General features: G+C 64.7%; 26 protein-coding genes and 2 tRNA genes. 11 read left to right on the forward strand and 17 right to left on the reverse strand.

The annotated features are described in order from the left end of the window. Positions 1-103: 103 nt before the first annotated feature. The 4 genes from H3H39_RS13385 to H3H39_RS13400 all read right to left on the reverse strand — a co-directional run bounded on the left by H3H39_RS13385 (position 104) and on the right by H3H39_RS13400 (position 3,217). Positions 104-286, reverse strand: coding sequence for a hypothetical protein (locus H3H39_RS13385; protein WP_182154105.1), 183 nt, complete (start codon positions 284-286; stop codon positions 104-106). A gap of 73 nt (positions 287-359) precedes the next feature. Next, on the reverse strand, positions 360-1,262 hold the full coding sequence (gene xerD, locus H3H39_RS13390; protein ID WP_182153888.1) for a site-specific tyrosine recombinase XerD: 903 nt from the start codon (positions 1,260-1,262) through the stop codon (positions 360-362). Then, positions 1,238-1,762: a methylated-DNA--[protein]-cysteine S-methyltransferase gene (locus tag H3H39_RS13395; RefSeq protein ID WP_311196916.1), complete on the reverse strand. Its 525-nt coding sequence runs from the start codon at positions 1,760-1,762 to the stop codon at positions 1,238-1,240. Before H3H39_RS13395 ends, xerD begins: the two co-directional genes overlap by 25 nt. A gap of 468 nt (positions 1,763-2,230) precedes the next feature. After that, positions 2,231-3,217 carry a TRAP transporter substrate-binding protein gene (locus H3H39_RS13400; RefSeq protein WP_182153889.1) on the reverse strand — a complete coding sequence of 329 codons (987 nt, stop codon included), beginning with the start codon at positions 3,215-3,217 and terminating at the stop codon, positions 2,231-2,233. Positions 3,218-3,353: 136 nt separating this feature from the next. On the opposite strand from H3H39_RS13400, the gene H3H39_RS13405 reads away from it, so the two are divergent. The 3 genes from H3H39_RS13405 (at position 3,354) to H3H39_RS13415 (ending at position 6,664) form a co-directional block, all read left to right on the forward strand. After that, positions 3,354-5,366 (forward strand): sensor histidine kinase, encoded by a 2,013-nt coding sequence (locus H3H39_RS13405; protein ID WP_182153890.1) that lies wholly within the window; start codon positions 3,354-3,356, stop codon positions 5,364-5,366. A gap of 3 nt (positions 5,367-5,369) precedes the next feature. Next, positions 5,370-5,957 carry a response regulator transcription factor gene (locus tag H3H39_RS13410; protein ID WP_182153891.1) on the forward strand — a complete coding sequence of 196 codons (588 nt, stop codon included), beginning with the start codon at positions 5,370-5,372 and terminating at the stop codon, positions 5,955-5,957. Positions 5,958-6,079: 122 nt separating this feature from the next. Next, positions 6,080-6,664, forward strand: coding sequence for a DUF3052 family protein (locus H3H39_RS13415; protein WP_182153892.1), 585 nt, complete (start codon positions 6,080-6,082; stop codon positions 6,662-6,664). Between the two features lie 136 nt (positions 6,665-6,800). On the opposite strand, the gene H3H39_RS13420 is transcribed toward H3H39_RS13415, so the two are convergent. From H3H39_RS13420 to queG, 3 genes are all read right to left on the reverse strand, one after another. Then, positions 6,801-7,100, reverse strand: coding sequence for an addiction module antidote protein (locus H3H39_RS13420; protein WP_182154107.1), 300 nt, complete (start codon positions 7,098-7,100; stop codon positions 6,801-6,803). Further along, a complete protein-coding gene (locus tag H3H39_RS13425; protein WP_182154108.1) occupies positions 7,100-7,399 on the reverse strand; it encodes a type II toxin-antitoxin system RelE/ParE family toxin in 300 nt (99 codons plus the stop codon). The genes H3H39_RS13420 and H3H39_RS13425 overlap by 1 nt, the downstream gene beginning before the upstream one ends. A gap of 336 nt (positions 7,400-7,735) precedes the next feature. Further along, positions 7,736-8,833, reverse strand: a complete 1,098-nt coding sequence (queG, locus tag H3H39_RS13430) for a tRNA epoxyqueuosine(34) reductase QueG (RefSeq protein ID WP_182153893.1) — start codon at positions 8,831-8,833, stop codon at positions 7,736-7,738. 111 nt (positions 8,834-8,944) lie between these two features. Here queG and tsaE point away from each other — a divergent pair, with 111 nt between their 5' ends. The 3 genes from tsaE to H3H39_RS13445 are packed head-to-tail and all read left to right on the forward strand — an operon-like array spanning position 8,945 to position 11,726. Continuing rightward, positions 8,945-9,430, forward strand: a complete 486-nt coding sequence (gene tsaE, locus H3H39_RS13435) for a tRNA (adenosine(37)-N6)-threonylcarbamoyltransferase complex ATPase subunit type 1 TsaE (RefSeq protein WP_182153894.1) — start codon at positions 8,945-8,947, stop codon at positions 9,428-9,430. Beyond that, positions 9,394-10,863 carry an N-acetylmuramoyl-L-alanine amidase gene (locus H3H39_RS13440; protein ID WP_182153895.1) on the forward strand — a complete coding sequence of 490 codons (1,470 nt, stop codon included), beginning with the start codon at positions 9,394-9,396 and terminating at the stop codon, positions 10,861-10,863. The genes tsaE and H3H39_RS13440 overlap by 37 nt, the downstream gene beginning before the upstream one ends. 23 nt (positions 10,864-10,886) lie before the next feature. Continuing rightward, on the forward strand, positions 10,887-11,726 hold the full coding sequence (locus H3H39_RS13445; protein ID WP_182153896.1) for a D-hexose-6-phosphate mutarotase: 840 nt from the start codon (positions 10,887-10,889) through the stop codon (positions 11,724-11,726). Between the two features lie 43 nt (positions 11,727-11,769). Here the strand turns inward: H3H39_RS13445 and H3H39_RS13450 are convergent, their stop codons facing one another. Both H3H39_RS13450 and H3H39_RS13455 read right to left on the reverse strand, forming a co-directional pair. After that, positions 11,770-12,825, reverse strand: a complete 1,056-nt coding sequence (locus tag H3H39_RS13450) for a carbonic anhydrase (RefSeq protein ID WP_182153897.1) — start codon at positions 12,823-12,825, stop codon at positions 11,770-11,772. Between the two features lie 137 nt (positions 12,826-12,962). Then, positions 12,963-13,607, reverse strand: a complete 645-nt coding sequence (locus H3H39_RS13455) for a VTT domain-containing protein (protein WP_182153898.1) — start codon at positions 13,605-13,607, stop codon at positions 12,963-12,965. A 197-nt stretch (positions 13,608-13,804) separates the two neighbouring features. Here H3H39_RS13455 and H3H39_RS13460 point away from each other — a divergent pair, with 197 nt between their 5' ends. The 5 genes from H3H39_RS13460 (at position 13,805) to H3H39_RS13480 (ending at position 18,048) form a co-directional block, all read left to right on the forward strand. Continuing rightward, positions 13,805-14,740, forward strand: coding sequence for a peptidylprolyl isomerase (locus tag H3H39_RS13460; RefSeq protein WP_182153899.1), 936 nt, complete (start codon positions 13,805-13,807; stop codon positions 14,738-14,740). A gap of 60 nt (positions 14,741-14,800) precedes the next feature. After that, the gene (gene mutL / locus H3H39_RS13465) at positions 14,801-16,750 is read left to right on the forward strand and encodes a DNA mismatch repair endonuclease MutL (protein WP_182153900.1); all 1,950 of its coding nucleotides are present in this window, start codon (positions 14,801-14,803) and stop codon (positions 16,748-16,750) included. A 25-nt stretch (positions 16,751-16,775) separates the two neighbouring features. Then, on the forward strand, positions 16,776-17,732 hold the full coding sequence (gene miaA / locus H3H39_RS13470; RefSeq protein WP_182153901.1) for a tRNA (adenosine(37)-N6)-dimethylallyltransferase MiaA: 957 nt from the start codon (positions 16,776-16,778) through the stop codon (positions 17,730-17,732). 115 nt (positions 17,733-17,847) lie between these two features. Further along, positions 17,848-17,924: transfer RNA gene (locus H3H39_RS13475), tRNA-Met, on the forward strand. A 47-nt stretch (positions 17,925-17,971) separates the two neighbouring features. Continuing rightward, a tRNA-Met gene (locus tag H3H39_RS13480) sits at positions 17,972-18,048 on the forward strand. 93 nt (positions 18,049-18,141) lie between these two features. Here the strand turns inward: H3H39_RS13480 and H3H39_RS13485 are convergent. From H3H39_RS13485 to H3H39_RS13520, 8 genes are all read right to left on the reverse strand, one after another. Beyond that, positions 18,142-18,615: a TPR end-of-group domain-containing protein gene (locus tag H3H39_RS13485; protein WP_182153902.1), complete on the reverse strand. Its 474-nt coding sequence runs from the start codon at positions 18,613-18,615 to the stop codon at positions 18,142-18,144. A gap of 139 nt (positions 18,616-18,754) precedes the next feature. Continuing rightward, a complete protein-coding gene (gene pcaC, locus H3H39_RS13490) occupies positions 18,755-19,138 on the reverse strand; it encodes a 4-carboxymuconolactone decarboxylase (RefSeq protein ID WP_182153903.1) in 384 nt (127 codons plus the stop codon). Positions 19,139-19,213: 75 nt separating this feature from the next. Further along, entirely contained in the window at positions 19,214-19,507 is a 294-nt protein-coding gene (locus H3H39_RS13495; protein WP_182153904.1) for a type II toxin-antitoxin system RelE/ParE family toxin, read from the reverse strand. Beyond that, positions 19,504-19,728, reverse strand: a complete 225-nt coding sequence (locus tag H3H39_RS13500) for an addiction module protein (protein ID WP_182153905.1) — start codon at positions 19,726-19,728, stop codon at positions 19,504-19,506. Before H3H39_RS13500 ends, H3H39_RS13495 begins: the two co-directional genes overlap by 4 nt. Before the next feature lie 67 nt (positions 19,729-19,795). After that, on the reverse strand, positions 19,796-20,596 hold the full coding sequence (locus H3H39_RS13505) for a 3-hydroxybutyrate dehydrogenase (protein ID WP_311196917.1): 801 nt from the start codon (positions 20,594-20,596) through the stop codon (positions 19,796-19,798). A gap of 2 nt (positions 20,597-20,598) precedes the next feature. Continuing rightward, positions 20,599-21,984: a GntP family permease gene (locus tag H3H39_RS13510; RefSeq protein WP_182153906.1), complete on the reverse strand. Its 1,386-nt coding sequence runs from the start codon at positions 21,982-21,984 to the stop codon at positions 20,599-20,601. A 310-nt stretch (positions 21,985-22,294) separates the two neighbouring features. Further along, positions 22,295-23,716, reverse strand: a complete 1,422-nt coding sequence (locus tag H3H39_RS13515; protein WP_182153907.1) for a sigma-54 interaction domain-containing protein — start codon at positions 23,714-23,716, stop codon at positions 22,295-22,297. Positions 23,717-23,816: 100 nt separating this feature from the next. Beyond that, positions 23,817-24,611 carry a substrate-binding periplasmic protein gene (locus H3H39_RS13520; protein ID WP_182153908.1) on the reverse strand — a complete coding sequence of 265 codons (795 nt, stop codon included), beginning with the start codon at positions 24,609-24,611 and terminating at the stop codon, positions 23,817-23,819. Positions 24,612-24,737 lie beyond the last annotated feature (126 nt).

Consider the following 24,737-nt stretch of genomic DNA (forward strand, 5'->3'; position numbering starts at 1 on the left):
GGGGCAGTTCCGGCAATCTGCCAAATTGGTGGAAAAACGGGGTCAGTTCCGGCAACCTGCCAAATTGGTGGCGCGATGCCGGAACTGACCCCGCTTGTTGTTCTTATTCGGCCGCTGCGCCGTCGGCGTCTTGCGGCTCGCCATCGTCGGCGTCCGCATCCGCTTCCTCATCCCGGGCGCCGGGATTGGCCTTCAGCTCGGCTTTGCGCCTGGCTTTTTCCTCGGCCTTTTTCTTCTTTTCTAATTCGCGTTGCCGCTTTTCATATTGGAAATTTGTCTTTGCCATTTGCATCCTCTGCTTACATGATATTGAGATAATTCAAGTACATTATGACGCAGATACGGCCCGCGCAACTTTTTCATCCACGCGGATGATGTTGCGCATGTAAATGTTTGAGCCGTTCACGCGCCACATGGGTGTAGATCTGGGTGGTGGAAATGTCCGAATGGCCCAGCAGCAACTGCACCACACGCAGGTCGGCGCCGTGGTTGAGCAGATGGGTGGCGAAGGCGTGGCGCAGCGTGTGCGGCGACAGCGGCGCCGTGATGCCGGCCCGCTGCGCATGCTTCTTGATCAGCACCCAGAACATCTGGCGCGTCATGGGGCCGCCGCGGGCCGTCACGAACAAGGCGTCGTCCACCTGGCCATCGAGAATCACGCCGCGCGCCTCTTTCAGGTAACGCTCTATCCACAGCCGGGCCTGGGCGCCGAACGGCACCAGCCGCGTCTTGGCACCCTTGCCCGTGACGCGCAGCACGCCATCGTTCAAGCTCAGCTCCAGCATCTTGAGCGCCACCAGTTCCGACACCCGCAGACCGCTGGCATACATCAACTCCAGCATGGTGCGTTCGCGCAGGCCCAGCGGGGTGGTCACGTCCGGCGCGGCCAACAGCGCTTCCACCTGGGCTTCGCTGAGCGTATGGACGAAGCGGGCCGGCTGCTTGGCCGTGGGCAGTTGGGCGCACGGGTCGGCGGCGATCTGCTTGTTGCGCAGCGCGTGCTGGTAAAAGCGCCTGAGCACGGACAGGCGCCGGTTCGCGGAGCTTGGCTTGGTCTGCCCATGGCGGGCCGAAAAATAATCGCTGATATCGTGCCCCGCCACCGCGTGCAGGTCCGGCAGCGCCGGGCGCTGCACCTGCAGCCAGCGGGCGAACAGGCGCAGATCGCGGCGGTAGGCTTCCAGGGTATTCTTGGACAGCCCATCCTCCAGCCACAGGCTGTCGCAGAAGGCGTCGATCAGAGCAGGGTTGTCTGGCGCCATGCGTACTCGCTCGCTCCCTCATGCGCCAGCAGCCAGCGCTTGATGTTCAGGTGGTAGCCGTTCTGGTCGTCGTTGTTGGAAAAACCGCCCAGGCCGTTGGCGGCCGTCACCCGGTGGCAGGGGATCACCAGCGGGAACCAGTTGGCGCCGCACGCCTGGCCCACGGCGCGCGGCGCCGAGCCGATGTGGCGCGCCACTTCGCCATAGGTGCGCACACTGCCGCGCGGGATGGAGGCGATGGTGTCCCACACCTTGTGCTGGAAGGCGCTGCCCACCCGCGCCAGCGGCAGGTCGAACACGAAGTCCGGGTCCTGGCAGTAGCGCAGCACCTGGTCGGCCGCCAGTTCGGCCACCTTGTCCTGCGGCGCCTTTTCATCGAAATGGGGCGCCAGGTAATACAGTTCCGTCACCAAGGCGCCGGCCGTACGGATGCCGAACTTACCGAACGGCAAGTCGATGATGGCGGAAAAGATCTCGCTGCCCTGTTGTATTCTCGTCACTTCCTTGTCCTTCCGCTGGTCCTGTTGCTAGTCGCGCTGTCGCGCCGGCACGACACCGGTGCCGCCATTGTAAAACCACGGGACAAAAAAAAGCGCACCCGAAGGTGCGCTCGAATCCTGCTTCACGTTCCCGGCCGTTTGGTTCCCGTCGTAGCGCGCTTGTGGCGGCTTGCAACAGTGATACCAACAGCATTCTGTAAAACGTGTGTCTCCTCAAATATGGCCGGCTCTGGTTCGCCGTTGTTATACCCACTCCCCACAACTAATCCTGCGTACTGCTTGTATGTTCTTTGCTACCTGGACGCATTTCGTTATCAGTTATATGTCCGACAGCGACGCCATCATAACGTATCTGAATGGCTTTTTCCCATTTTTTTTGTCGTAAGAAAAAGACAGCAGGTCCTAATATTTTAGTAATAAATTAAGTCGGGCACCCGTGGCGCGCGCCGGGCAGTGGCCGGGCCAACCTTACTTGGCTGCTTCCTTGTTGATGGCCGAGATCAGGTCCTTGCCGATCCGGCCTTCCATCTCCCGCTGCACCGGCAGCAGCGCGCGGCGCCACTCGGCCTGCTCCTTCACGCTCAACGCGTAGACAGTAGTCTTGCCAGTCTTCTTGATGGCCTCCAGCGCCGCGTCGTTATCGCGCTGGGCGATCGCCTTCTCGAACGTGGTGGCATCCTTCATCGCCTTCTCCAGCGCATTGCGGATATCGCCCGGCAGGCCGTCCCAGAACTTCTTGTTGACGATCACGGCGTAGCCCAGGTAACCGTGGTTGGACACAGTCACATGCCGCTGCACCTCATACATCTTCTGGGTGTACATATTCGACGGCGGATTCTCGGTGCCATCCACCACCCCCGTTTGCAAGGCCCGATAGACATCGGAGAAAGCCAGCACCCGCGGACTGGCACCCAGCGCCCGCATCTGCGCATCGAGCACCGTGGACGACTGGATGCGCATCTTCAAGCCCTTGAAGTCGGCCGGCGTGTGCAGCGGCTTGTTGGCCGACATCAGCTTGAAACCATTGTCCCAAAACGCCAGCCCGGTGATGCCCTTGGCCTCCAGCTTCTTCAGCATGCCCTTGCCGATCTCGCCCTCGGTCACATTGTACAGGGCCGTCTTGCTGGGGAAGATATAGGGCAGGTCGAAGGCCTCGAATTCCTTCACCCCCAGCGGACCGAACTTGGCCAGCGACGGCGCCAGCATGTGCACCAGGCCCAGTTGCAGCGCCTCCAGTTCCTCCTTATCCTTGTACAGTTGGCTGTTCGGATAGATGTCGACCTTGACGCGGCCATGGGTGGCCTGCTCGGCCAGCTGCTTGAAACGCTGCGCGGCCTGGCCCTTGGGCGTATCCATGGCCACCACATGGCTGAACTTGATGATGATGGGACCTTCGGCGTAGGCGTTCGCGCACAGGGCGGCGCACAGGGCCGCCAGGCTGGCTCTCAATTGCATGCGGTCTCCGAGGATATAGGTGTACCAAAATACACTATTATGATGTTTGTCGCCGATTCTCGGCAGTCGCCTGTGGCCACGCAACTGTGGAAAGCCACAATGGCGACGCCAGCCCAACTGGATAACCTTGCCGGCAATGAACCCTGTTCCCACCTTCGCACGCCGCCTCCAGTTCAACAACACCTTACGCTGGCTGCTGCCGGTGGTGCTGGTGCTGCTGTTCCTCACCATCCTGATCTGGTTGCCGTGGCAGGCGCGCGAGATGGAGAGCAACGAGCGCCAGGAACAACTGATCGCCGACACGCTTTGGGTGGAGCAAACCATCCGCTTCCAGCTGGGGCGCGACGAGGAAAGCCTGCGCGCCCTGGGCGCCGACATCGACAACGGCCACCTGACGCCGAACCAGCTGCGCGAACGCATGGCGCAACTGCTCAACAACGGCCACGAACTGCTGCGGGTGCAATGGATCGATCCACAAGGCCGGATGATCACCGGCAGCGACGACGGCGCGCCCCTGTCCGAAATCTCACGTACCACGGCCGACATCGCGCGCCGTACCCATAACGCGCAGTACACCCAGCCCGAAGCCCAGAACCCGGACCCGCACGCGCCACCGGCCGCCGTGCTGATGGACTACCACGTGCCCTTGTACCGGGGCGGCACCTATTTGGGCAGCCTGGTGGCGACCTACCAGGTCAGCGCCCTGCTGGAGGAAATGGTGCCGTGGTGGTTCGCCCAGGAGAACCAGATCACCCTCACCGACCGCGACGACCACGTGCTGGCGCGGCGCGCCGCCGCCGGTCCCGGCCACGGGGTGTACACCCACAAGCGGGCCTTGGACCTGCCGGGCGTGAATATCACGCTGGTGACGGACAGCGTCAAAAGCGCGCCGCGCCTGCTGCCCAACCTGCTGGTCGGCTCCGTCATCGTGCTGTCGCTGGGCTTGTTGTGGAGTCTGTTGGCGCTGTGGGGCCACATCACGCGCCGGCTGGCGGCCGAGGGCGCGCTACGCCAGCAAATGTCGTTCCGCACCGCGATGGAAAATTCGCTCGTCACGGGCCTGCGCGCGCGCGACCTGGAAGGCCGGGTCACCTACGTCAATCCCGCCTTCTGCCAACTGGTGGGCTACCCGCCCGAGGAACTGATCGGCAAGGTGCCGCCCATGCCCTACTGGGCGCCCGAAGCGATGGCCGAATACCAGCACCGCTTCGCCGCCGTACTGGCCGGCACCATCACGCCCCAGTTCGAAACCATCTTCCAGCGCGCCGACGGCACCCGCGTGCCGGTGCTGATCTTCGAAGCGCCGCTGGTGGACAAGGATGGGCGCCAGACGGGCTGGATGGGCTCCATCCTCGACATCTCCGACCGCAAGCGCATCGAGGAACTGAACCGCCAGCAGCACGAAAAGCTGCAGACCAGCGCGCGCCTGGCCACCATGGGCGAAATCGCCTCCATGCTGGCCCATGAACTGAACCAGCCGCTGGCGGCCATTTCCAGCTACACCACGGGCGCGCTCAACGTGCTGGGACGGGCCGAGGCCAGCGGCGCGCCGGTCGATGGCAGCATGCTGAAGCCGGCGCTGGAACAGGCTTCCGCGCAGGCCCAGCGGGCCGGCCAGATCATCCGCAGCGTGCACGCCTTCGTCAAGAAGCGCGAACCGTTGCGCGAGGAAGTGACGCTGCCGGCGCTGCTGGAAGGCATACGCGCGCTGATCGAACTGCAGGCGCGCCGCTTCTACGTCGTCATCCACACCGAACTGGCGCCCGACCTGCCGCCGCTGCGCATCGACCGCATGATGGTCGAACAGGTGCTGTTGAACCTGACCCGCAACGCCATCGAAGCGATGGCCCACATCCCCCCCCAGCGCCGCGTGCTGACCCTGCGCGCCAGCTACGACGCGGCGGCCGGCCAGGTCAGCGTGGCCGTGATCGACCAGGGCCACGGCATTCCGCAGGACGTGGCTGAACGCCTGTTCTCACCGTTCTTTTCCACCAAGGCCGAAGGCATGGGCATGGGATTGAACATCTGCCGCACCGCCATCGAATTCCACGGCGGCGCGCTGACCCACCACGCCAACCCGGAAGGCGGTACCATCTTCACATTCACCTTGCCGGCCGCGCCGGTTGCCACGCACACAGGAGCAATCTGAACCATGCTGCACATAGTCGATGATGAAGAAGTGGTGCGCGACGCGCTCTCCTGGCTGGCCGGCTCGCGCGCGATCGCCGCGCGCGCCTACGACAGCGCGCATGCTTTTCTGACCGAAGTGGCGCGCGGCCAGTTCGACGCCGACGGCGACTGCGTGCTGCTGGACGTGCGCATGCCGGATGTGAACGGCGTGGCCGTGTTCGACCAGTTGGCCGCCAAGGGATTGACGCAGCGCCTGCCCGTGATCTTCCTGACCGGCCACGGCGACGTGCCGATGGCGGTCGACACGCTCAAGCGCGGCGCCTTCGATTTTTTCGAAAAGCCGTTCAACGACAACGAGTTGATGGACCGGGTGCAGGAAGGGCTGGCCGGCTCACGCCAGGCCGGCGCTCGCGCCGCCGTGCAGGCGCGCCTGGCCACGCTGTCGGGCCGCGAACGGGAAGTGCTCGATTTGATCCTGGCTGGAAAAATGAACAAGGTGGTGGCCGACCAGCTGGGCATCAGCATGCGCACGGTGGAAGTGCACCGCGCCCATATCTTCGACAAGATGCAAGTCAAGACGGCCGTGGAGCTGGCGGGGCTGCTCAAGTGAGGCGACATAGAGCATGTGCTTGATTTGCCTCAGAGTGATGCATACTATGCGGGTAGCACTCCACGACCAGGGCGAGGAGCGAGATTGCGCTCGATTCATTTCATGCCGTTATAGCAGCAAACATGAAACGCGAACTTATCTCAAAGCGGCTACATATTAGCGTCGAGCAAATAGCTACGGCAATCGCATCCGCACCGGATCAGGTGGACGACCCGGACTGTGCCTATGATCCCAACGACGCCGCTTCGGTGAAGACATATTGGGCAAATGCCTCCGCCATTCTTCCAGGTCAGCATCGCTTCCAACAAAACCGACAATCCGGACAGGCAATGACCGAAAAGACTATCGCGGAAAAAATGTATGTCCACAAGGCCGGTTCGATCGCCGTTCTGAACAGAGAAGCAGGTAGCAGCTCGCTGCTGGCCGCGCTGCCGGCAGACAAGCTCGCCGCTGCCGACGAAGCGGCGGAGCTGGTGCTGCTGTTCGCCACCAGCCAGCAAGAACTGGCAACCCTGCTGCCCCAAGCGAAGGCGCGGATGGCGCCCAAGGCGGCGCTATGGGTGGCCTATCGTAAAGGCGGCGCCAAGCGAAACATCGGCCTGCACCGCGACACGATACGCGAACACGCGGCGACGATAGGACTCGATAGCGTGGCCATCGTCGCCATCGACGACGACTGGTCGGCGCTGCGGCTCAAGCAAGTTTGACGGGGCTGGTTAATTTGCGTGTTTCTTGTGATCGCGACCACCAAGAAGGATATTGACCATGAATCAGCACCACGGCATCGCTATTCGTACTCCTTTACCCTGCCCTGCCACAGCCGACCATTGGCCACACTCGGCATCACGTCGCGTGCGCCGATAACCTGACGCCGAGCGCACGGACCACTCTGAGGATGGTGTCGAGACGCGGCTTCGCGCCGGGGGTGAGTGCCTTGTAAAGACTCTCTCGGCCTAGCCCTGCATCCTTTGCGACCTGCGCCATTCCCTTGGCTCGCGCAACGTCGCTGAGCGCAAGAATAAAAAGATCGGTATCCTCGGCTTCGAGAACTGCGGTCATGTACTCGGCGATAGCACCTTCGTCAGTGAGGTAACGAGCCGCATCCAATGGAATTAACTTTGCTTTGGTCTTAGGAGTGCTCATCATTCAAGTTCCAATTGTTGCAAGATTTTTTGTGCCCGTTTGATATCTCTTGCCTGGGTTGATTTGTCGCCGCCAGCGAGCATGACGATGAGAATGTTCTGACGTTTCGTGAAGTACAGACGATAGCCCGGACCGAACGCAACGCGCAATTCCGATACCGCTCCCCCGACCGGCCTCCAGTCGCCAAGATTGCCTGCCTCAGCCAAGCGCAGTCTCGCAACTATGCGCAACTGGGCTTTAATGTCTTTGAGGCCATCAAGCCAGTCTTGGAACTCCTGTGTTTGAAGTACCGAGAACATGTGTTTCATTGTATCTAATTGGATACAAAAATCAAGCGAAGGTTTCCGAAATCAAAACGCCCAGAGTTCGAATTAGCTGGTGCCGTCAGGCGTTCCCTTGAACGAGGGGTTAAGTTAAGGTAGCGGCCTCTCAACTACGAGATTGTCTTCACCGATGAGTTCACCATCGTTTGACATGAGGCTAAAGTTCAAAGTAACTTGCTTCTGAAACGCTTAGCCCCTCTGTGGGACTAAGCCGCTGGACATCCGCTCGATGGAAGGGTTAGCCATTCATGAAACCAAGCTCTTATCGCAGACGGACAAGAACCCACTCCTGCTTGCGTTTCTGAATGAGCTTCAATCCCTATCCAAGTGCCGCGCCAGCGCCCATTCCACATGCTCGCGCACCAGCTCCGACGGATGATCGCGGCGTGACATCAGCGCGGCCACGATGGTCGCGTCACCGCGCGCCCCAGCCGCCGCCGCATTACCGAGCCCGACGGCGATATTGCGCAGCCAGCGCTCATGGCCGATGCGGCGGATCGGGCTACCCTCCAGGCGCCGGTTGAAGTCCTCCTCGCTCCACGCGAACAGGTCCACCATGTCCGCCCCGCCCAGTCCATTGCGCTCGTCGAAGTCCGGCAGCACGGCGCGCTGGGCGAACTTATTCCACGGGCAGACCGTCTGGCAATCGTCGCAGCCATACACGCGGTTGCCAATCAGGGGCCGCATCTCCTCCGGGATCGCGCTTTTCAGTTCGATGGTCAGGTAGGAGATGCAGCGCCGCGCATCGAGCTTGCCGGGGCCGATGATGGCCTGGGTGGGGCACACGTCCAGGCACGCCGTGCACTGGCCGCAATGGGCGCCCGTGGGTGGGTCCACCGGCAGCGGCAGGTCGACCAGGATTTCGCCCATGAAGAAGGTGGAACCGGCCGTGCGGCTGATGAGCAACGTGTGCTTGCCGCGCCAGCCCAGCCCCGCCTTCTCGGCCAGCGGCAATTCCATCACGGGCGCCGAATCCGTGAAGACGCGGTAGCCGAATTCGCCCGTCGCGGCGCGGATGCGGTCGGCCAGTTGCTGCAAGCGGGCGCGCAACACCTTGTGATAATCGCGTCCCCGCGCGTACAGCGAAATGACGGCCGCGCCGGGTTCGGCCAGGCGCGCCGTTTCCCGCTCGCGCCAATCCTCGGGCATGGACTGCGGCAGATAGTCCATGCGGGCCGTGACCACCCGCACCGTGCCCGGCACCAGTTCGGCGGGCCGGGCACGCTTCATGCCGTGGCTGGCCATGTAATCCATTTCGCCGTGCATGCCCGCGTCCAGCCACGCCTGCAGACCCGCTTCGGACGCGGTGAGGTCGATGTCCGTGATGCGTACTTCGGCAAAACCCAGTTCGCGCCCCCATTGCTTGATGCTGGCGGCAAGTTCGGCTAAATTGGCTTCGGACAGGGACATGGTGACAGGCGGGCGGTTACAATGCAGGCAGGCGGGCCTTGCGGCCCACAAAGGATACGGACACGAACGCCCGAACCTGCAAAACGTTCATCTAAAACGCTATTTTAATTGATGCAGCACTTTAAAGCCCATCTCCACGACGAAGCCGGCACCTGCGCGCTGGGCGCCTCGCTGGCGCGCGCGCTCGCGCCCGGCCTGGCCATCTACCTGCACGGCGACCTGGGCGCCGGCAAGACCGCCCTCACCCGCGCCCTGCTGCACGCGGCCGGCTATGAAGGCACCGTCAAGAGCCCCACTTACACGCTGTCCGAACCGTACCGTGTGCAACTGAACGGGCGCGCCGTGAACGTGATCCATTTCGACCTGTACCGCATGGGCAGCCCGGAGGAATTCCTGGACGCCGGCTTCCGCGAAGATTTCAACGGTGACAACATCTGCATCGTCGAATGGCCGGAAAAGGCGGACCGGGTGCTGCCGCCGCCCGACCTGAACCTGTTCCTGTCCGTCGCCGGCGACGGCCGTGATGTAGAATTGCAGGCAACCACCGCCCTGGGTCACTCATGCCTCGAACGCCTCCATTTCGCGCCCAACCTGTGAGCGGCACCGCTCCCCGGGCCATGCGGCGCACCATCCTGAAAGCCGGCGGCACGCTGCTGTTGTCCGTGCTCGCGCCCCTGCCCGCGCGCGCGGCGCAAATTTTGGCCGTGCGGGTGTGGCCTGCCGACGACTACACGCGCGTGACGTTGGAAAACGATTCCAGCCTGAAGGCGACCCATTTCATCGTCAAGGACCCGGACCGGCTGGTGGTCGATATCGAGGGCCTGGAACTCAATCCCACGCTCAAAAGCCTGGTGGCCAAGATCCAGTCCAACGATCCCTACATCAAGCAGGTGCGGGTGGGCCAGAACCGGCCCAACGTGGTGCGGCTGGTATTCGACCTGAAAGAGGAAGTGACGCCGCAGGTGTTCACGCTGGCGCCAGCGGGCAATTACAAGCACCGCCTGATCTTCGATTTGTACCCCGTCAAGGCGGTCGACCCGATCGCCGCCATGATCGAAAAGGGCAACTGGTCGGACGAGGCGGGCAAGGCGACACAACCGGCCGCAGGCGCGGCGCGCGACGGCACGCCCACCGTGGGCGGCGCTCCGGCGCCATCCACGCCCGGTGCGGACGTTGCGCAGGCGCAGAAGGCGGACGGTAAGGCGGACGGTAAGCCAGATGGTAAGCCGGATGCCCGCGCCGATGCCAGGACCGCCATCAAACCGGAAGACCGTTTCGAAGCGCGCAGCGAGGCCAAGGCGGGAGCGGGCCAGAAGATGGTGCGCATGCTGACCATCGCGCTCGATCCCGGGCACGGCGGCGAAGACCCCGGCGCCTCCGGCAGCAACGGCAGCCACGAGAAGGATATCGTGCTGGCCATCGCCAAGCGCCTCAAGTCGCGTATCGAGGAACATCCCAACATGCGGGTGATGCTGACGCGCGACGCCGACTACTTCGTGCCGCTCGGTACGCGGGTGGAAAAGGCGCGCAAGGTGCAGGCCGATCTGTTCGTCTCCATCCACGCCGACGCCTTTGTGGAACCGACGGCGCGCGGCTCGTCCGTGTTCGTGCTGTCGGAAAAAGGCGCCAGCTCCAGCGCCGCGCGCTGGCTGGCCAACAAGGAAAACCTGGCCGACACCATCGGCGGCGTCAACGTCAAGAGTCACGACAAGCAGTTGGCCAGCGTGTTGTTCGACCTGTCCACCACGGCCCAGATCAACGACAGCCTGAAACTGGGCAAGGCCGTGCTGGGCGAGATCGGCGGCATCAACCGTCTGCACCGGGGCGCTGTCGAGCAGGCCGGTTTCGCCGTGCTGAAGGCGCCGGACATCCCTTCCATCCTGGTCGAAACGGCATTCATCTCGAACCCCGAGGAGGAGGCCAAGCTGCTCGACAACGCCTACCAGGATCAGTTGGCCGACGCCATCGTCAAGGGCATACGGCGCTACTTCGCCAAGAATCCGCCGCTGTCCAAGAACCGCCTGACCTGATTTCACACCCAAGGATGAATGCAATGACCGTGGTAACGATGGTGGAGTACGGCCAATTGCCGGCCGTGCGCCTGACGGCGCCGGATGGCGCACAAGCGACGGTGGCGCTGTTCGGCGCCCACCTGCTGTCCTGGAAAACGGCCGAAGGCAAGGAACACCTGTTCTGCAGCGCCAAATCGGCGCTGGACGGCAGCAAGGCCATACGCGGCGGCGTGCCCGTCATCTTCCCCCAATTTAACGCGCGCGGCGACGGTCCGCGCCACGGCTTCGCCCGCACCAGCACCTGGCGCCTGGCCGGCAGCGGCGGCGAGGATGGCCGCGTGTGGGCCGAATTCGTGCTGGCGCCGGCCGACCTGGCCGCGCCGGTGGCGCAAGCCTGGCCCCATGCGTTCGAACTGCGCCTGCGCTTCACGCTGGGCGGCCCGGCACTGGACCTGCTGTGCACTGTGCAGAACACGGGCACGCAGCCATTCCCGTTCGGCGTGGCGCTGCACACCTATTTCGAAGTGGGACAACTGGAAGCGGCCGCCATCGAAGGCTTGCAGCATTGCCGCTACACCGACCACCTCATGGCCACGCTGGAACAGCAGGAGCCGGTACTGCGCTTTACGGAAAAGACGGACCGCCTGTACCAGGCCCCGCCCGCGCTCACGCTGCGCACGGCCGGTGGCGCGCTGCGCCTGGAGCAGCAAGGTTACAGCGAGTGGGTGGTGTGGAATCCCGGCGCGGCCGACGCGGCGGCGCTGGCCGACATGGCCGACGATGAATACCTGCGTTTTGTCTGCATCGAACCGGCCCGGGTGGACCAGCAGCAGCTAGCGCCGGGCGCGCAGTGGGTGGGCCGGCACAGGATCAGCAACTGAATCAGCTGCTGAATCGACAGCTGATTCAGCCCCCGCGCCGCTGTTAGTTCGATTCCTTGACGATACGGCCCGAAGACGGCTGCACGGGACGGGCGTTGAGCGGATACAGGCGGCTGAACAGCGCCATCTGCGCCGGCGAGGCTTGCACCGGTTCCTTCATCACCAGCCACAGCACGCCTTCGCTGCAGGGCGGCGTGGTCAGCGAACCCATGTAGGTGTAGTAATCGCGCCGGGCCGGAATCAAGTCCATGGGATCGAGCACAATGGACGGCGCCATGGTGTCGAACTTCTCCAGCGGCAGGTTGTTCCACACGGTCTGGATGGTCGGCTGCGGCTTGCCCCGTTCCAGCAGCAGCGCCAGCACGGCCAGGTGGCCTTCCGCATCCTTGTGCACCAGGTGCACCACCATCTCATAGCCCTTGCCGTTGATACGCTCCTCGGACGGCCGGTGGAAATGGAACTGGATCAGTTCATACATGCGGTTGGCCACCGTGATGAAGTTGCCGCCACTGACCATCACCTGCACCGTATGGCCGTTGTCCGTCACGTTGAACGACGATGGCTTGTAATCGAAGGTGATCTGTTCCAGGTCCACCTTCATGCCATCGCGGATATCGATCGGCGACTGGCGGTTGCCGATGCCGCACTTGGCCCACTCAGGATTGATGCGGCCCCAGTTGGCCGGGCCATTCTCGCCTTCATACGACCAGTGATTGCTGTAGACCTTGGGCGCGGCCGCCACCACCGCTGCCGCTGCGGCGGCGGCTTTCTTGGCCTTGGCCTGCTGCGCCACGCGCGCGGCCTGATTGGCGCGCATGATGGCCAGGCGGGCCGCGATCTTGGCCGACAGGTCGGCTTCGGCCTGTTCCTCGCGCGCGCGCTCGGACATGGCGCTGGCGCGCACGGGTGGGCCTGATTTCTCCGGCACGGAAGCCGATGCCGATGCCGATCCAGCGCTGGCCGCGCCGGCCGCGTGCGGACGGATCGATTCGATGGGTTTAGGGGCGGAATTCTTGGCCGACGGCGTGATGCCCGGATCGGCGGCGCTGGCTGTCGCGGCAACGATGCTGCAGGCTATCAGGGCGATCAGTGTACGCATGGGTATCGAGGAAAGTGAGAATTACACTCTTGTATACGGATGCAGTACGGCAAAACTTGAGACGTGCGGACCATGCACGAGAGAATTATTTACGATACAACACGCCACGGCGGGGCCGTGGCGCCTTCCCTGTATCGTCAGCGGCCCAGCATGCGGCGCGACAGCTTCCATACCCCGCCCAGCGCCATCGGCACCACGGCCACACCCACGCCGAACAGCACGATTTCCGTCAAATGCTCGCGCACGATGGTGATATTACCGAAGAAGTAGCCGGCCGTCGTCAACAGCAGCACCCACAACGTGGCGCCGGTGATGTTGTAAAGCTGGAAGCGGGCATGGGTCATGTCCGACACGCCAGCGACGAACGGTGCAAAGGTGCGCACCACAGGCACGAAGCGGGCCAGCACGATGGTCTTGCCGCCGTGCTTTTCGAAAAAGTCGTGGGTGCGGCGCAGCGCCTGCTTGTTGATCCACCGGTAATCATGGGTGAACACACGGTGGCCGATGGCCTCGCCTATCCAGTAATTGAGGGTGTTGCCCGTCACGGCCGCCGTCACCAACAGCAGCATCAGCAGCGCCAGGTTCATCTCGCCCACCGCGCACAGGGCGCCGGCAATGAACAGCAGCGTATCACCAGGGAAGAAGAACAGCACCACCAGCCCCGTCTCGCAAAAGATGATGGCGAACAGCACCGCGTACACCAGCGTGCCGTATTGCTGTATCAGCAGTTCCAGCGTCTTGTCGACATGCAACAGCATGCCGAAAAATTGCATCAAATCCATATTCGTCCCATAAAGGTTGCGCCGGAATCATACACCACCGGCCGCACTCCTGCCGTGATAGTCGGCGGATATTTGCGTTTCCAATTTAACCATCTTTCCGATTACAATCGGCGCAGCGCGCGCTACCCGCCGCGCACCGTATGGCGCTACCCTGCGACCACCCCGCCATCATCCCGCCATCACCGAGGAGAGCCTGGATGCACACCCCATTTTCCCTGACGATCCGCCGTGCCACCACGCTGGCGCTGGCCCTGGCCGCCGTGCCAGTGCTGGCGGCCAGCGCCGCCCCCGGCCTGCCCATCAAGCCCACCGTGGCCGACATCGTCAAGGCTTCCAGCGCGTCCGACTGGCGCCCGCTGGACCCGGACAATACGCTGTACATGGAACTGCCCGGCGGGCGCGTGGTGATCGAACTGGCGCCCGATTTCGCGCCGCAAAACGTGGCCAACATCAAGCTGCTGACGCGCGAACGCTATTACGACGGCCAGGCCGTGGTGCGCTCGCAGGACAACTACGTGGCCCAGTGGGGCGATGCGGACGAAGCCCATCCCAAGCCGCTCAAGACGGCCAGGGAAAAAGTACCGGGCGAATTCACCGTACCGCTCAAGAACGACCGCCACTTCACCGCCCTGCCCGAGCGCGACGGCTACGCGCCGCAGGTGGGCATCTCGAACGGCTTTCCCGCCGGACGCGATCCCAAGGCTGGCCGCACCTGGCTGGCGCACTGCTATGGCATGGTGGGCGTGGGCCGCGACGTGGAGAACGACAGCGGCAATGGCACCTCGCTGTACGCCGTGACGGGCCACGCGCCGCGCCACCTGGACCGCAACATCACCGTCGTGGGCCGGGTGGTGTCGGGCATGGCGCTGCTCTCGACACTGCCGCGCGGGCATGAGGCCATGGGATTTTATGGCGCCACTGAAGTCCACCCGCCCATCACCTCCATGCGGCTGGCGGCCGACGTGCCGGAGGCCGAGCGCAGCCACTTGCAAGTGATGCGTACCGACAGCGCCACCTACAAGGCCGCCGTGGAAGCCCAGCGCAACCGGGGCGGCCCGTGGAACAAGTACGCGGCCGGCTACGTCGAGCTATGCAACGTCCCCATCCCCGTGCGCGAGCAGCCAAAACCGTAGTCCCCCGAAATTGTTTCCGATGGATCGCGGTCGGGTGGTGCGTATCGGTATAATCGCGCCATGAACGCGCCCGACCCGACCCAACGCCCCCTCCGTCCCATCCAGGCCCTGCCGGACAAGCTGATTTCCCAGATCGCCGCCGGCGAGGTGGTGGAGCGGCCGTCCGCCGTGGTCAAGGAATTGCTGGAAAACGCGCTCGACTCGGGCGCCACCCAGATCACGGTGCGGCTGGAGGAAGGCGGCGTGAAACGCATCGCCATCACCGACAACGGCCGTGGCATCCCGCCCGACCAGCTGCCGCTGGCCCTGGCCCGCCACGCCACCTCCAAGATCGCTTCGCTGGACGACCTGGAAAACGTGGGCACGCTGGGCTTCCGGGGCGAGGCGCTGGCTTCGATCGCGTCGGTGGCCGCCGTCACCGTCACCACCCGCACGGCCGACGCACCCCACGCGTGGGAAATCGCGGGCTCGCACCTGGGCGCCGTATCGCCCTCGTCCGGCGCCCACGGCACCACGGTGGACGTCAAGGACCTGTACTACAACACCCCGGCGCGGCGTAAATTCCTCAAGTCGGAACAGACGGAGTTCGGCCACTGCGCCGAGGTGGTGCGGCGCATCGCGCTGGCGCGGCCGGACGTGTCGTTCTCGCTCAGCCACAACGGCCGCACCATCGACCACTGGAACGTGACGGAGATGGCCAAGCGCAGCGCCCACATCCTGGGCGATGGTTTCGCCGAGGCGCGCCTGCCGATCGACGAAACGGCCGGCCCGCTGCGCCTGCACGGCTACGCCGGCCTGCCCACCGCCTCCAAGGCGCGCGCCGACGGCCAGTTCTTCTACGTGAACGGACGCTTCGTGCGCGACAAGCTGCTGGTGCACGCCGTCAAAGCCGCCTACGCCGACGTGCTGCACGGCGACCGCTTCCCCTCCTACGTGCTGGCCCTGGAGATCGACCCGGCGCTGGTGGATGTGAACGTGCACCCATCCAAGATCGAAGTACGCTTCCGCGACAGCCGCGCCGTGCACCAATTCGTGTTCCACGCCGTGCAGCGGGCGCTGGCACAGACGTCGGCCACGGCCCACGGCAGCGTGCCGTCGCCGCTGCCGGCGGCCGAATCGCTGAACGCGGGCGACAACTGGCGCGGCCAGGCGCAACAAGCGTCGTTCGGTCCCCTGCTCACGCCCGGCTACACGTCCACCTTCTCACCTTCACCCTACGGCCCATCGCGCCAGGCTGGCGGTGGCGTGGCGCAAAGCACGGAGCGTTACGGCGCCCTGTTCGGCGGCGAGCAGGCACGCGATGAGCGCATGGCATCGGCATCCCCGGCCAGCATGGACACGATGGCCTCCTCGGCGACCATGATCGCTTCGGCCACGCCCTACGTGGCCTCGTCCGCCGCCATGGCGCAGGAGGAATTCCCGCTCGGCTTCGCGCTGGCCCAGCTGCACGGCATCTACATCCTGGCCCAGAACAGCAAGGGCCTGGTGCTGGTGGACATGCACGCGGCGCACGAGCGCATCCTGTACGAACAGCTCAAGAACGCGCTCGACGACCAGGTGGCCGGCCAACAGATGCAGGTGCAGCCGCTGCTGATCCCCGTCACCTTCTACGCCGAGGAAGTGGAAGTGGGCACCGCCCAGGAACACCAGGAAACGCTGCAGGCGCTGGGCTTCGACATCGCCGCCCTGTCGCCCACCACGCTGGCCGTGCGCTCGGTGCCGGTGCTACTCAAGAACGCGGACGCCCAGACCCTGGCGCGCGACGTGCTGCGCGACGTGCGCGAATTCGGCGGTTCGCGGGTGCTGATCGAGCGCCGCAACGAACTGCTGGGCACCCTGGCCTGCCACACGGCCGTGCGCGCCAACCGCATCCTGTCGACCCAGGAAATGAACGCGCTGCTGCGCCAGATGGAAAGCACGGAGCGGGCCGACCAGTGCAACCACGGCCGCCCCACCTGGGTGCAGGTCGAAATCGGCGCGCTCGACAAGCTGTTCCTGCGCGGCCAGTAAGCACGCGCTATCAAGTAAAGACATCATGAATCATCAAGCACCACGCCCGCTGGCCGTCGCCATCATGGGACCGACGGCGTCCGGCAAAACGGCCGCCGCGCTGGCCATCGCCGAACGCATCGGCGCCGAAATCATCTCGGTCGACTCGGCCCTGGTCTATCGCGGCATGGACATCGGCACTGCAAAGCCCACCCGCGCCGAACTGGCCGCCGTGCCGCACCACCTGATCGACATCATCGACCCGCTGGACGCCTATTCCGTGGCCCAGTTCCGCGATGCCACGCTGGGCCTGGTGGCCGACATCACGGCGCGCGGCAAGCTGCCGCTGCTGGTGGGCGGCACCATGCTGTACTTCAAAGGCCTGACGGACGGCCTGGACGACCTGCCCGGCGCCGACCCGGCCCTGCGCGCCGAACTGGAAGACGAGGCGGCCCGCCACGGCTGGCCCGCAATGCACGCGCGCCTGCAGGCGCTGGACCCGCCCACGGCCGCGCGCCTGGCGCCCAACGACGCCCAGCGCATCCAGCGCGCGCTGGAGATCTGCACCCTGGCCGGCCGTCCCATGTCGGAACTGCTGGCCCAGCGCGAGAAGACGGAGCTGCCGTTCGACCTGCTGTCGTTCGCACTGGAACCATCCGACCGCGCCGTGCTGCATGAACGCATCGCGCGCCGCTTCGACCTGATGCTGGAGGAAGGCGAGGAAGGCAACCTGCTCACGGAAGTGGAAACGCTGCGCCGCCGGGGCGACCTGCATCCCGGCCTGCCGTCCATGCGCTGCGTGGGCTACCGCCAGGCGTGGGAATACCTGGACGGCTATATCGACTACGCCACCCTGCGTGAAACGGGCATCGTGGCCACCCGCCAGTTGGCCAAGCGCCAGCTGACCTGGCTGCGCTCCATGCCGCAGCGGGTGGTGTTGGACTGCCTGGCGCCCAACCCGGCCGCCGCCATGCTGGCCCAAATCGAAGCCCGGCGCCGCTGAGCGCCTGCCATGGCAATGTGACAAGGCACGCGCCGGGTGCGTAAGAAAAAAACGGAAAATATTCGGGCCAGTCTTGACAGGCTGGCGTCCAACCTAGATAATGCTGGGCGTTGTCGGTGATATAGCTCAGTTGGTTAGAGCACAGCATTCATAATGCTGGGGTCGGTGGTTCAAGTCCACCTATCACCACCAAGATTTCTTAAAGAATGGTCTGATTCCGATCAGACCATTTTTGTTTCGGTGATATAGCTCAGTTGGTTAGAGCACAGCATTCATAATGCTGGGGTCGGTGGTTCAAGTCCACCTATCACCACCAGAATTCTGCGAAGGCCGTCATTCATGGAAACGTGATGACGGCCTTTTTGCATGCAACTGTGCTGCATGCCGCCCTGCCGTATTCAGTCCCGCTTCACTTGCCCGGCGCCGGCTTGCGGTACTTGGCCACCAGCGCCACGAAGCGCGGATTGTCGCGCAGCGGGTCCAGGTCGTTGTCCATGTCAAGCTGGTCGAAATAGCTGAAGCCGGCCACGAAGCTGGCCTCCAGTTCGCGCAGCGCGTCATCCGGACGGTGCTGCTTCACGCGCAGGATGGCCGTGTTATAGGCCACCAGCGGCTGCTGCGGCGCGTGGGCACGCGCGGCCTGCAAATCCTTCTCGGCCTCGGCCAGGTTGCCCTGTTCAAGGTGGCTGATGGCCAGGTTCATCAACTCGTTGACGGTTTTGCTGTCCTTCTGGACCGGTCCCGCTTCCGGTGGCGGCGCCGGATGGTTGGCCGCTTCGTCCGCCGCCGGCTGCGTGGCCGGCCCGGACTTGACGTAATACAGCCCCGCCCCGGCCAGCAACACCAGCACGGCCACCGCCGCCACGGCCGAGGTCCGGGCCATGCCCGCTTGCCTTGTGCGCACGAAGTTGTGCGCCAGCGTGTGCGCCCGATCATGCGCGCCAGAGACAAAACCCGCCAGTTTCACCATTATTGTCCGCCTTTCCAGTTTTTTCCTATCTTCACAGTTGGGCGGGCCGGCGTCAATCCTTAGCTGTCTCCATCGCCTGCAAGGCTTCCTGCGCGGCGCGGAACGCATCCACCGCCAGCGGCGCGCCGCAGTAGACGGCCGCGTGCAACAGCACTTCCTGGATTTCCTGGATGGTGGCGCCGTTGTTGATGGCACCGCGCACATGGCCCTTGATCTCATGCGAGCGGCCCAGCGCCGTCAACATCGACAGCGTCAGCAGGCTGCGGGTTTTCAGGTCCAGGCCCTCGCGGCACCACACCGTGCCCCAGGCGTTGCGGGTGATGAATTCCTGCAGCGGCTGGGTGAAGGTGTCGGCGTTGGCGAATGCGCGCTCGACGAAATCGTCGCCCATCACCTGCTTGCGCATTTGCAGGCCGTCGTTGAATTGCTGGTCCATGTCACTACTCCCTCGAATTGATGTGTTGGTAAAGGTGCAGGTGGTGCGACGCGCACGCATCCCTGGCTTGCATGGCTACTTACGCCGCGACCAGTAGGCGGGCCGGCGCCTTTGATGTGCGATGGCCAGTACCCGCAATTGGTCCTGGACGATTTGATAGATAACGCAGTAGGGGAATTTACGCAGAAAATATCGGCGCTGATTGCCGCGAAAAACGGCGCCCAATTGCCGAGAAGCTGACACGAGGTTGGCGACCCGCTCGACCTCCTCCACAAACGCGCGCGCCAGATCCGCATTCGCCTGCGCCGCGTACCAGGCGGCGGCATCCCGCAGCTCCGCGAGCGCCGCAGGGACGATCACTAACTTCACTTCAGTCCGGCACGCACCGACGCAAACGCATCGGCAAGCGGGATGGCTTGCGTCGCACCGCTCTCCAGATCGGCGATACGACGCGCCACCTCAGCTGCCAGCGCCTCGTCTTCGGCGATATCCTGATCCAGGCTGGCGGCCAGCAGTTGCACGAAGGCCTCCCGCTCGTCCGGCGTGAGCTTCAACGCCTGCGCCGTCAAGATGTCGAATTGCGATTGCATGCGTCGTCCCCTCCTCTAAGCCACGATCGTACCGCCAATCGGAGGGGCCAGCAAGCGCCCCGGCCCGCTATTGTGCCACCCAGCCGCCATCCATGTTCCAGGCCACGCCGCGCACTTCGCGGGCGGCGTCGCCGCAGAAGAACACGGCCAGCGCGCCCAGTTGTTCGGGCGTGACGAACTGGCCCGACGGCTGCTTTTGCGCCAGCAGCGCGGCGCTGGCCGCGTCCCCGCTGATGCCGCGCTGGGCCGCCAGTGCGTCCACCTGGTTCTGCACCAGCGGCGTGAGCACCCAGCCGGGGCAGATGGCATTGCAGGTGATGCCCGTCTGCGCCAGTTCCAGCGCCACCGCCTTGGTCAGCCCCACCACGCCATGCTTGGCCGCCACGTAGGCCGATTTTTGCGCCGACCCCACCAGCCCGTGCACCGAGGCCACGTTGATGATGCGGCCCCAGTTGTGCCGCTTCATCGACTCCAGCGCCAGGCGCGTGGTGTGGAAGGCGGAGCTGAGGTTGATGGCGATGATGGCGTCCCACTTCTCGACCGGGAACGCATCCACGTCGGCCACGTGCTGGATGCCGGCGTTGTTGACGACGATGTCGATGCGGCCAAAGCGGGCCAGCACGGCCGCCATCATCGCTTCGATGTCGGCCGCGCGCGCCATGTCGGCCGGCTGGTACGCGGCCTGCACGCCGTAGCGCCGCTCGATGTCGGCGCGCAGCGCTTCGATCTCGCGCGCGTCGCCGAAGCCATTAAGCACCACATGGGCGCCATTGGCGGCCAGCGCCTGCGCGATGCCCAGGCCGATGCCGGAGGTGGAGCCCGTGACGAGGGCGACTTTATCTTTCAACATAGCGGTGGCGGTGGTCATGGTCAGTAAACTCCGGTGAGCAGGAAGGCGGCGATCACGACGAACACGGCGCCCGTCTTGATCAGGGTGATGGCGAAGATGTCGCGGTAGGACACCCGGTGTGTGAGCCCGGTGACGGCCAGCAGTGTGATCACGGCGCCGTTGTGGGGCAAGGTGTCCATGCCGCCGCTGGCCATGGAGGCCACGCGGTGCAGCACTTCCATCGGAATATGGGCGGCCTGCGCGGCCTGGATGAAGCTGTCGGCCATGGCGGCCAGCGCGATGCTCATGCCGCCCGACGCGGAACCGGTGATGCCGGCCAGCGCGGTGACGGTGACGGCTTCGTTGAGCAGCGGATTGGGTACGCTCTTGAGCGCGTCCGATACCACCAGGAAGCCCGGCAGCGCGGCGATCACGCCGCCGAAACCGTATTCCGAGGCCGTGTTCATGGACGCCAGCAGCGCGCCGCTGATGGCCGCGCGCGAACCGTCGGCCAGGTGCGCGATCACACGCCGCCAGGCGCAGGCCAGCACCACCAGGATACCGGCCAGCAGCGCGCCCTCCACCGCCCAGATGGCGACCAGCTTGCTCACGTCCACCACCAGCGGATGGCCCGGCAGGTTGGCCGTGAAGCTGGTGCCAAACACCTTGGGAATGGCCAGCGTGAAGCACTTATTGAGCACGCCCACCAGCACCAGCGGCAGCAGCGCCAGCAGCGGATGGGGCAGACGCTCCAGCGCCACCGTGGCCGGTTCGTTGAGGTGGCCGCTGCCATAGCCTTCGCCGGCGGCGGCGGCCTGGCGGCGGCGCCACGACAGGTAGCTCAGGCCCGCGATCAGGATGAACACGGAGCCGATCACGCCCAGCCACGGTGCGGCCCAGGTGTCGGTCTTGAAGAAGGTGGTGGGGATGATGTTCTGGATCTGCGGGCTGCCCGGCAGCGAATCCATGGTGAAGGTGAACGCGCCCAGCGCGATGGTGCCGGGGATCAGGCGCTTGGGGATATCGCTCTGGCGGAACATCTCGGCCGCGAACGGGTAGACGGCGAACACCACCACGAACAGCGACACGCCGCCGTAAGTGAGGATGGCGCACACCATCACGATAGCCAGCATGGCGCGCTCGCGCCCCAGCACGCGGATCACGGCCGACACGATGGCTTGCGAATAGCCGGACAACTCGATCAACTTGCCGAACACGGCGCCCAGCATGAACACGGGGAAGTACAGCTTGACGAAGCCGACCATTTTTTCCATGAAGATGCCGCTGAACATGGGCAGCACATAGGACGGGTCCGTAAACAGCACGGCCAGCAGGGCGCACACGGGCGCGAACAGGATGACGCTGTAGCCGCGATAGGCGACCAGCATCAACAGGGCCAGGGCGGCCAGGACGATGATGAAACTCAAGGGTAGTCTCCAGTACAGGTGGTTCGTAGGTCGGTACATGCCGGCCGGCGGCTCTGCTGGCCGCTACGCTCCGGGATGCGTGCAGCGCACAATTGCAATGATCGTGCCATGTACGCCAAGTGCTTGTTTCAAAAGTGAAATTTATGACAACAAGGAAGAAAAGCGGTGCCACAGGGCGGGGTGGCGGAGGATTTGTCTCGTTGGCGAGACTGGCGGGCACTGACGCGGCGGCAAGCGCCTTGCGCAGCGCAGCAATCCAGTAGTCTCGCCAACGAGACGACTGTCTTGTGCGCGAGACTCGCCCCTGCCGCTACGCTGGCGGCGCGCGCCGCGCCAGCGCCGCCACCCGCTTGTACATGGCCGCGCGCGACAGGCCCAGTAATTTGGCGGCGGCCGGCACGTTGCCATCGGCGGCGGCCAGCGCGTCCTGGACGATGGCACGGTCGAAGTCCGCCAGCGCCTCGGCATACGGCCGCACGGCCGGCGCCGCGCGCCCCACGTCGGCCGGCAGCATGGCGGCGAAATCGTCCACGTCCAGCCGCACCCGGTCGCTCAGGATGCAAGCCCGTTCCAGCACATTGCGCAACTCGCGTACATTGCCCGGCCACGGGTAGCGCGCCAACAGCGTGCAGGCGGCCGGCGTGACGGCGCGGCGCCGCATGCCGTTGCGCTCGAAAATCTCCTGCAGCAGCGCGTCGCACAGGGCCGGCAAATCAGCCAGGCGCGCGCGCAGCGGCGGCAACTGGATCGGCAGCACGTTGAGGCGGTAGTACAGGTCGGAGCGGAAGCGGCCCTGCGCCACCAGTGCCGGCAGGTCCACGCTGGTGGCGGCGATCACGCGCACATCGATCTTGACTACCTTGTTCGAGCCGAGCAGCTCGATTTCCTGTTCCTGCAGCACGCGCAACAGCTTGCCTTGAACCGGCAGCGGCATGTCGCCGATCTCGTCGAGGAACAGGGTGCCGCCGTCGGCCAGCTTGAATTTCCCCTCGCGCGCCTTCTTGTCGGCGCCCGTGTAGGCGCCCGGCGCCACGCCGAAAAATTCCGCCTCCAGCAGCGACTCCGGCACGGCTGCCATGTTCACGCCGATGAACGGCGCGCCGGCGCGGGCCGACATGGCGTGGATGGCATTGGCCAGGATTTCCTTGCCGGTGCCCGTTTCACCCAGCAGCAGCACACTCACATCGCGCTGGGCGGCGCGCGTGGCCTGGCGCTTGATCTCCGCCGTGGCCGGGGCATCGCCCACGAACTGCTCCAGCGTGTACTTGGCGCGCCGGTGCTCGGCCAGGCCGCGGCGGGCCGCGTCCAGTTCCTGCTGCAAGCTGGCGAACTTGGCCACCAGCGGCTTGAGGTGCGCCAGCCGCTCGTACAGCACGAAACCGACGGCGCCCACCACAGCGCCGCCCGCATCGCACAGCGGCAAGCGGGTGACGACGAACGATTGCTGGCCGAACTCCATGATGTCGAGCAGGATGGGCTGGGCCGTGCGGATCACTTCGCGCAGCAGGCTGTTGGGGATCACCTGCTCGATATCGCGCCCCAGCACCTGCTGCGGGTCGCGCAGTCCCAGCATCGACATGTATTTGTCGTCGATCCAGCTGATGCGGCCCTGGCAATCGACGGCGATGGCGCCTTCGTACAGGCTGTCGAACTGGTCGAACAAGGCCCGCATGGCATGCTGGCGCACGGCGATGGAGGAATCGAGCGTATCGGGAACAGACGGTGTGGGCATGGGTGACGGTACGCGTGCTGACTTGGTGCGGATGCGAGGACCAAGGATTACGCGGCTGAAAATCGCAAGTATAGACCGGAACGGCGTCCGGTCTGGTACGTCAACGCTCTTTGGCTGCCGTGCCCTGGGCCGTCTGGGCCGGCAGGTTCCACTTACGGTCGATGGCGCGCTTGACGCCGTTGGCCACGATGGTGGCGTAGCCGCTGTTGAACAGCGTGCGGGCGCGCTCGCCGTCCGGGTGGGTGAGGGAAAAGCCCAGGTAAGAGCCCTGGGGCGCGGACTGGAACGCGAACGCCACGCCCTCCACCTGCGCCTCGTACAGCAGCACCTGGTCGGTCTTGAGATCGTCCATCATGGCCAGCACCAGGTCCACCCGTCCGGCCGCCAGCTTCTTCAGGTTGGCCGCCTCGGAACGGGCCGCCACCAGGCGCACGCCGTGCTGCTCCAGCCGCATCACTTCGGGCGGATATTCATAACCGTTGACGACAGCGACGCGGGTGCCGGGCGCCAGGTCGGCCAGCCCGCGGGCGGCCACGGGATGGGACGTATTGTGGAAAAAACGGGGATAGGCCAGGAACAGGGGCACATCGGCGAAGCGCACCTTGCCGTGCAGCTCGGGCGCATCGGCCATGCTGAAGCAGCCGGCCACGGCGCCGGCCATCACGTAGGTTTTGCAGCGCGCATAAGGCACCACCACGAGCTTCACGTCCGCGTGCGCGGCGGCGAAGGCGGCCAGCACCACGTCGTTGGCGTAGCCGGAACCGTCGCTGTTGGACCAGGGCGCGGCGGCATCCTCCACCATCAGTTCGATGGGTGCGGCGGCGCCGGCCAGGTGGAGCGACGCCAGCGCGACGAGGACTAAACGTTTGACGATACGATAGCTAAACCGGGACATGACCGCACTTTCGCGCTGCACAACGTTCAATCGGGCCGGCACGCCGCCTGAGGGCGCAACCTGGCGCCGGCGGTGATACCTGCGGCCGATTATAACGTCGGTCACGCCGGGCGCAAGCAAATCGGT

This window comes from Rugamonas apoptosis, assembly GCF_014042355.1.
Lineage (GTDB): Bacteria > Pseudomonadota > Gammaproteobacteria > Burkholderiales > Burkholderiaceae_D > Rugamonas > Rugamonas apoptosis.

What these genes read in the sequence shown, in the direction of transcription:
- pcaC (WP_182153903.1), bottom strand. Translation starts at nt 19,138, where the DNA reads ATGGACCAGCAATTCAACGACGGCCTGCAAATGCGCAAGCAGGTGATG.
- H3H39_RS13420 (WP_182154107.1), bottom strand. Translation starts at nt 7,100, where the DNA reads ATGAGCACTCCTAAGACCAAAGCAAAGTTAATTCCATTGGATGCGGCT.
- H3H39_RS13485 (WP_182153902.1), bottom strand. Translation starts at nt 18,615, where the DNA reads ATGGCCCGGACCTCGGCCGTGGCGGCGGTGGCCGTGCTGGTGTTGCTG.
- H3H39_RS13500 (WP_182153905.1), bottom strand. Translation starts at nt 19,728, where the DNA reads ATGCAATCGCAATTCGACATCTTGACGGCGCAGGCGTTGAAGCTCACG.
- H3H39_RS13400 (WP_182153889.1), bottom strand. Translation starts at nt 3,217, where the DNA reads ATGCAATTGAGAGCCAGCCTGGCGGCCCTGTGCGCCGCCCTGTGCGCG.
- H3H39_RS13410 (WP_182153891.1), top strand. Translation starts at nt 5,370, where the DNA reads ATGCTGCACATAGTCGATGATGAAGAAGTGGTGCGCGACGCGCTCTCC.
- H3H39_RS13455 (WP_182153898.1), bottom strand. Translation starts at nt 13,607, where the DNA reads ATGGATTTGATGCAATTTTTCGGCATGCTGTTGCATGTCGACAAGACG.
- tsaE (WP_182153894.1), top strand. Translation starts at nt 8,945, where the DNA reads ATGCAGCACTTTAAAGCCCATCTCCACGACGAAGCCGGCACCTGCGCG.
- H3H39_RS13505 (WP_311196917.1), bottom strand. Translation starts at nt 20,596, where the DNA reads ATGACCACCGCCACCGCTATGTTGAAAGATAAAGTCGCCCTCGTCACG.
- H3H39_RS13440 (WP_182153895.1), top strand. Translation starts at nt 9,394, where the DNA reads ATGCCTCGAACGCCTCCATTTCGCGCCCAACCTGTGAGCGGCACCGCT.
- xerD (WP_182153888.1), bottom strand. Translation starts at nt 1,262, where the DNA reads ATGGCGCCAGACAACCCTGCTCTGATCGACGCCTTCTGCGACAGCCTG.
- H3H39_RS13425 (WP_182154108.1), bottom strand. Translation starts at nt 7,399, where the DNA reads ATGTTCTCGGTACTTCAAACACAGGAGTTCCAAGACTGGCTTGATGGC.
- queG (WP_182153893.1), bottom strand. Translation starts at nt 8,833, where the DNA reads ATGTCCCTGTCCGAAGCCAATTTAGCCGAACTTGCCGCCAGCATCAAG.
- H3H39_RS13385 (WP_182154105.1), bottom strand. Translation starts at nt 286, where the DNA reads ATGGCAAAGACAAATTTCCAATATGAAAAGCGGCAACGCGAATTAGAA.
- H3H39_RS13405 (WP_182153890.1), top strand. Translation starts at nt 3,354, where the DNA reads ATGAACCCTGTTCCCACCTTCGCACGCCGCCTCCAGTTCAACAACACC.
- H3H39_RS13520 (WP_182153908.1), bottom strand. Translation starts at nt 24,611, where the DNA reads ATGTCCCGGTTTAGCTATCGTATCGTCAAACGTTTAGTCCTCGTCGCG.
- H3H39_RS13515 (WP_182153907.1), bottom strand. Translation starts at nt 23,716, where the DNA reads ATGCCCACACCGTCTGTTCCCGATACGCTCGATTCCTCCATCGCCGTG.
- mutL (WP_182153900.1), top strand. Translation starts at nt 14,801, where the DNA reads ATGAACGCGCCCGACCCGACCCAACGCCCCCTCCGTCCCATCCAGGCC.
- H3H39_RS13450 (WP_182153897.1), bottom strand. Translation starts at nt 12,825, where the DNA reads ATGCGTACACTGATCGCCCTGATAGCCTGCAGCATCGTTGCCGCGACA.
- H3H39_RS13460 (WP_182153899.1), top strand. Translation starts at nt 13,805, where the DNA reads ATGCACACCCCATTTTCCCTGACGATCCGCCGTGCCACCACGCTGGCG.
- miaA (WP_182153901.1), top strand. Translation starts at nt 16,776, where the DNA reads ATGAATCATCAAGCACCACGCCCGCTGGCCGTCGCCATCATGGGACCG.
- H3H39_RS13415 (WP_182153892.1), top strand. Translation starts at nt 6,080, where the DNA reads ATGAAACGCGAACTTATCTCAAAGCGGCTACATATTAGCGTCGAGCAA.
- H3H39_RS13445 (WP_182153896.1), top strand. Translation starts at nt 10,887, where the DNA reads ATGACCGTGGTAACGATGGTGGAGTACGGCCAATTGCCGGCCGTGCGC.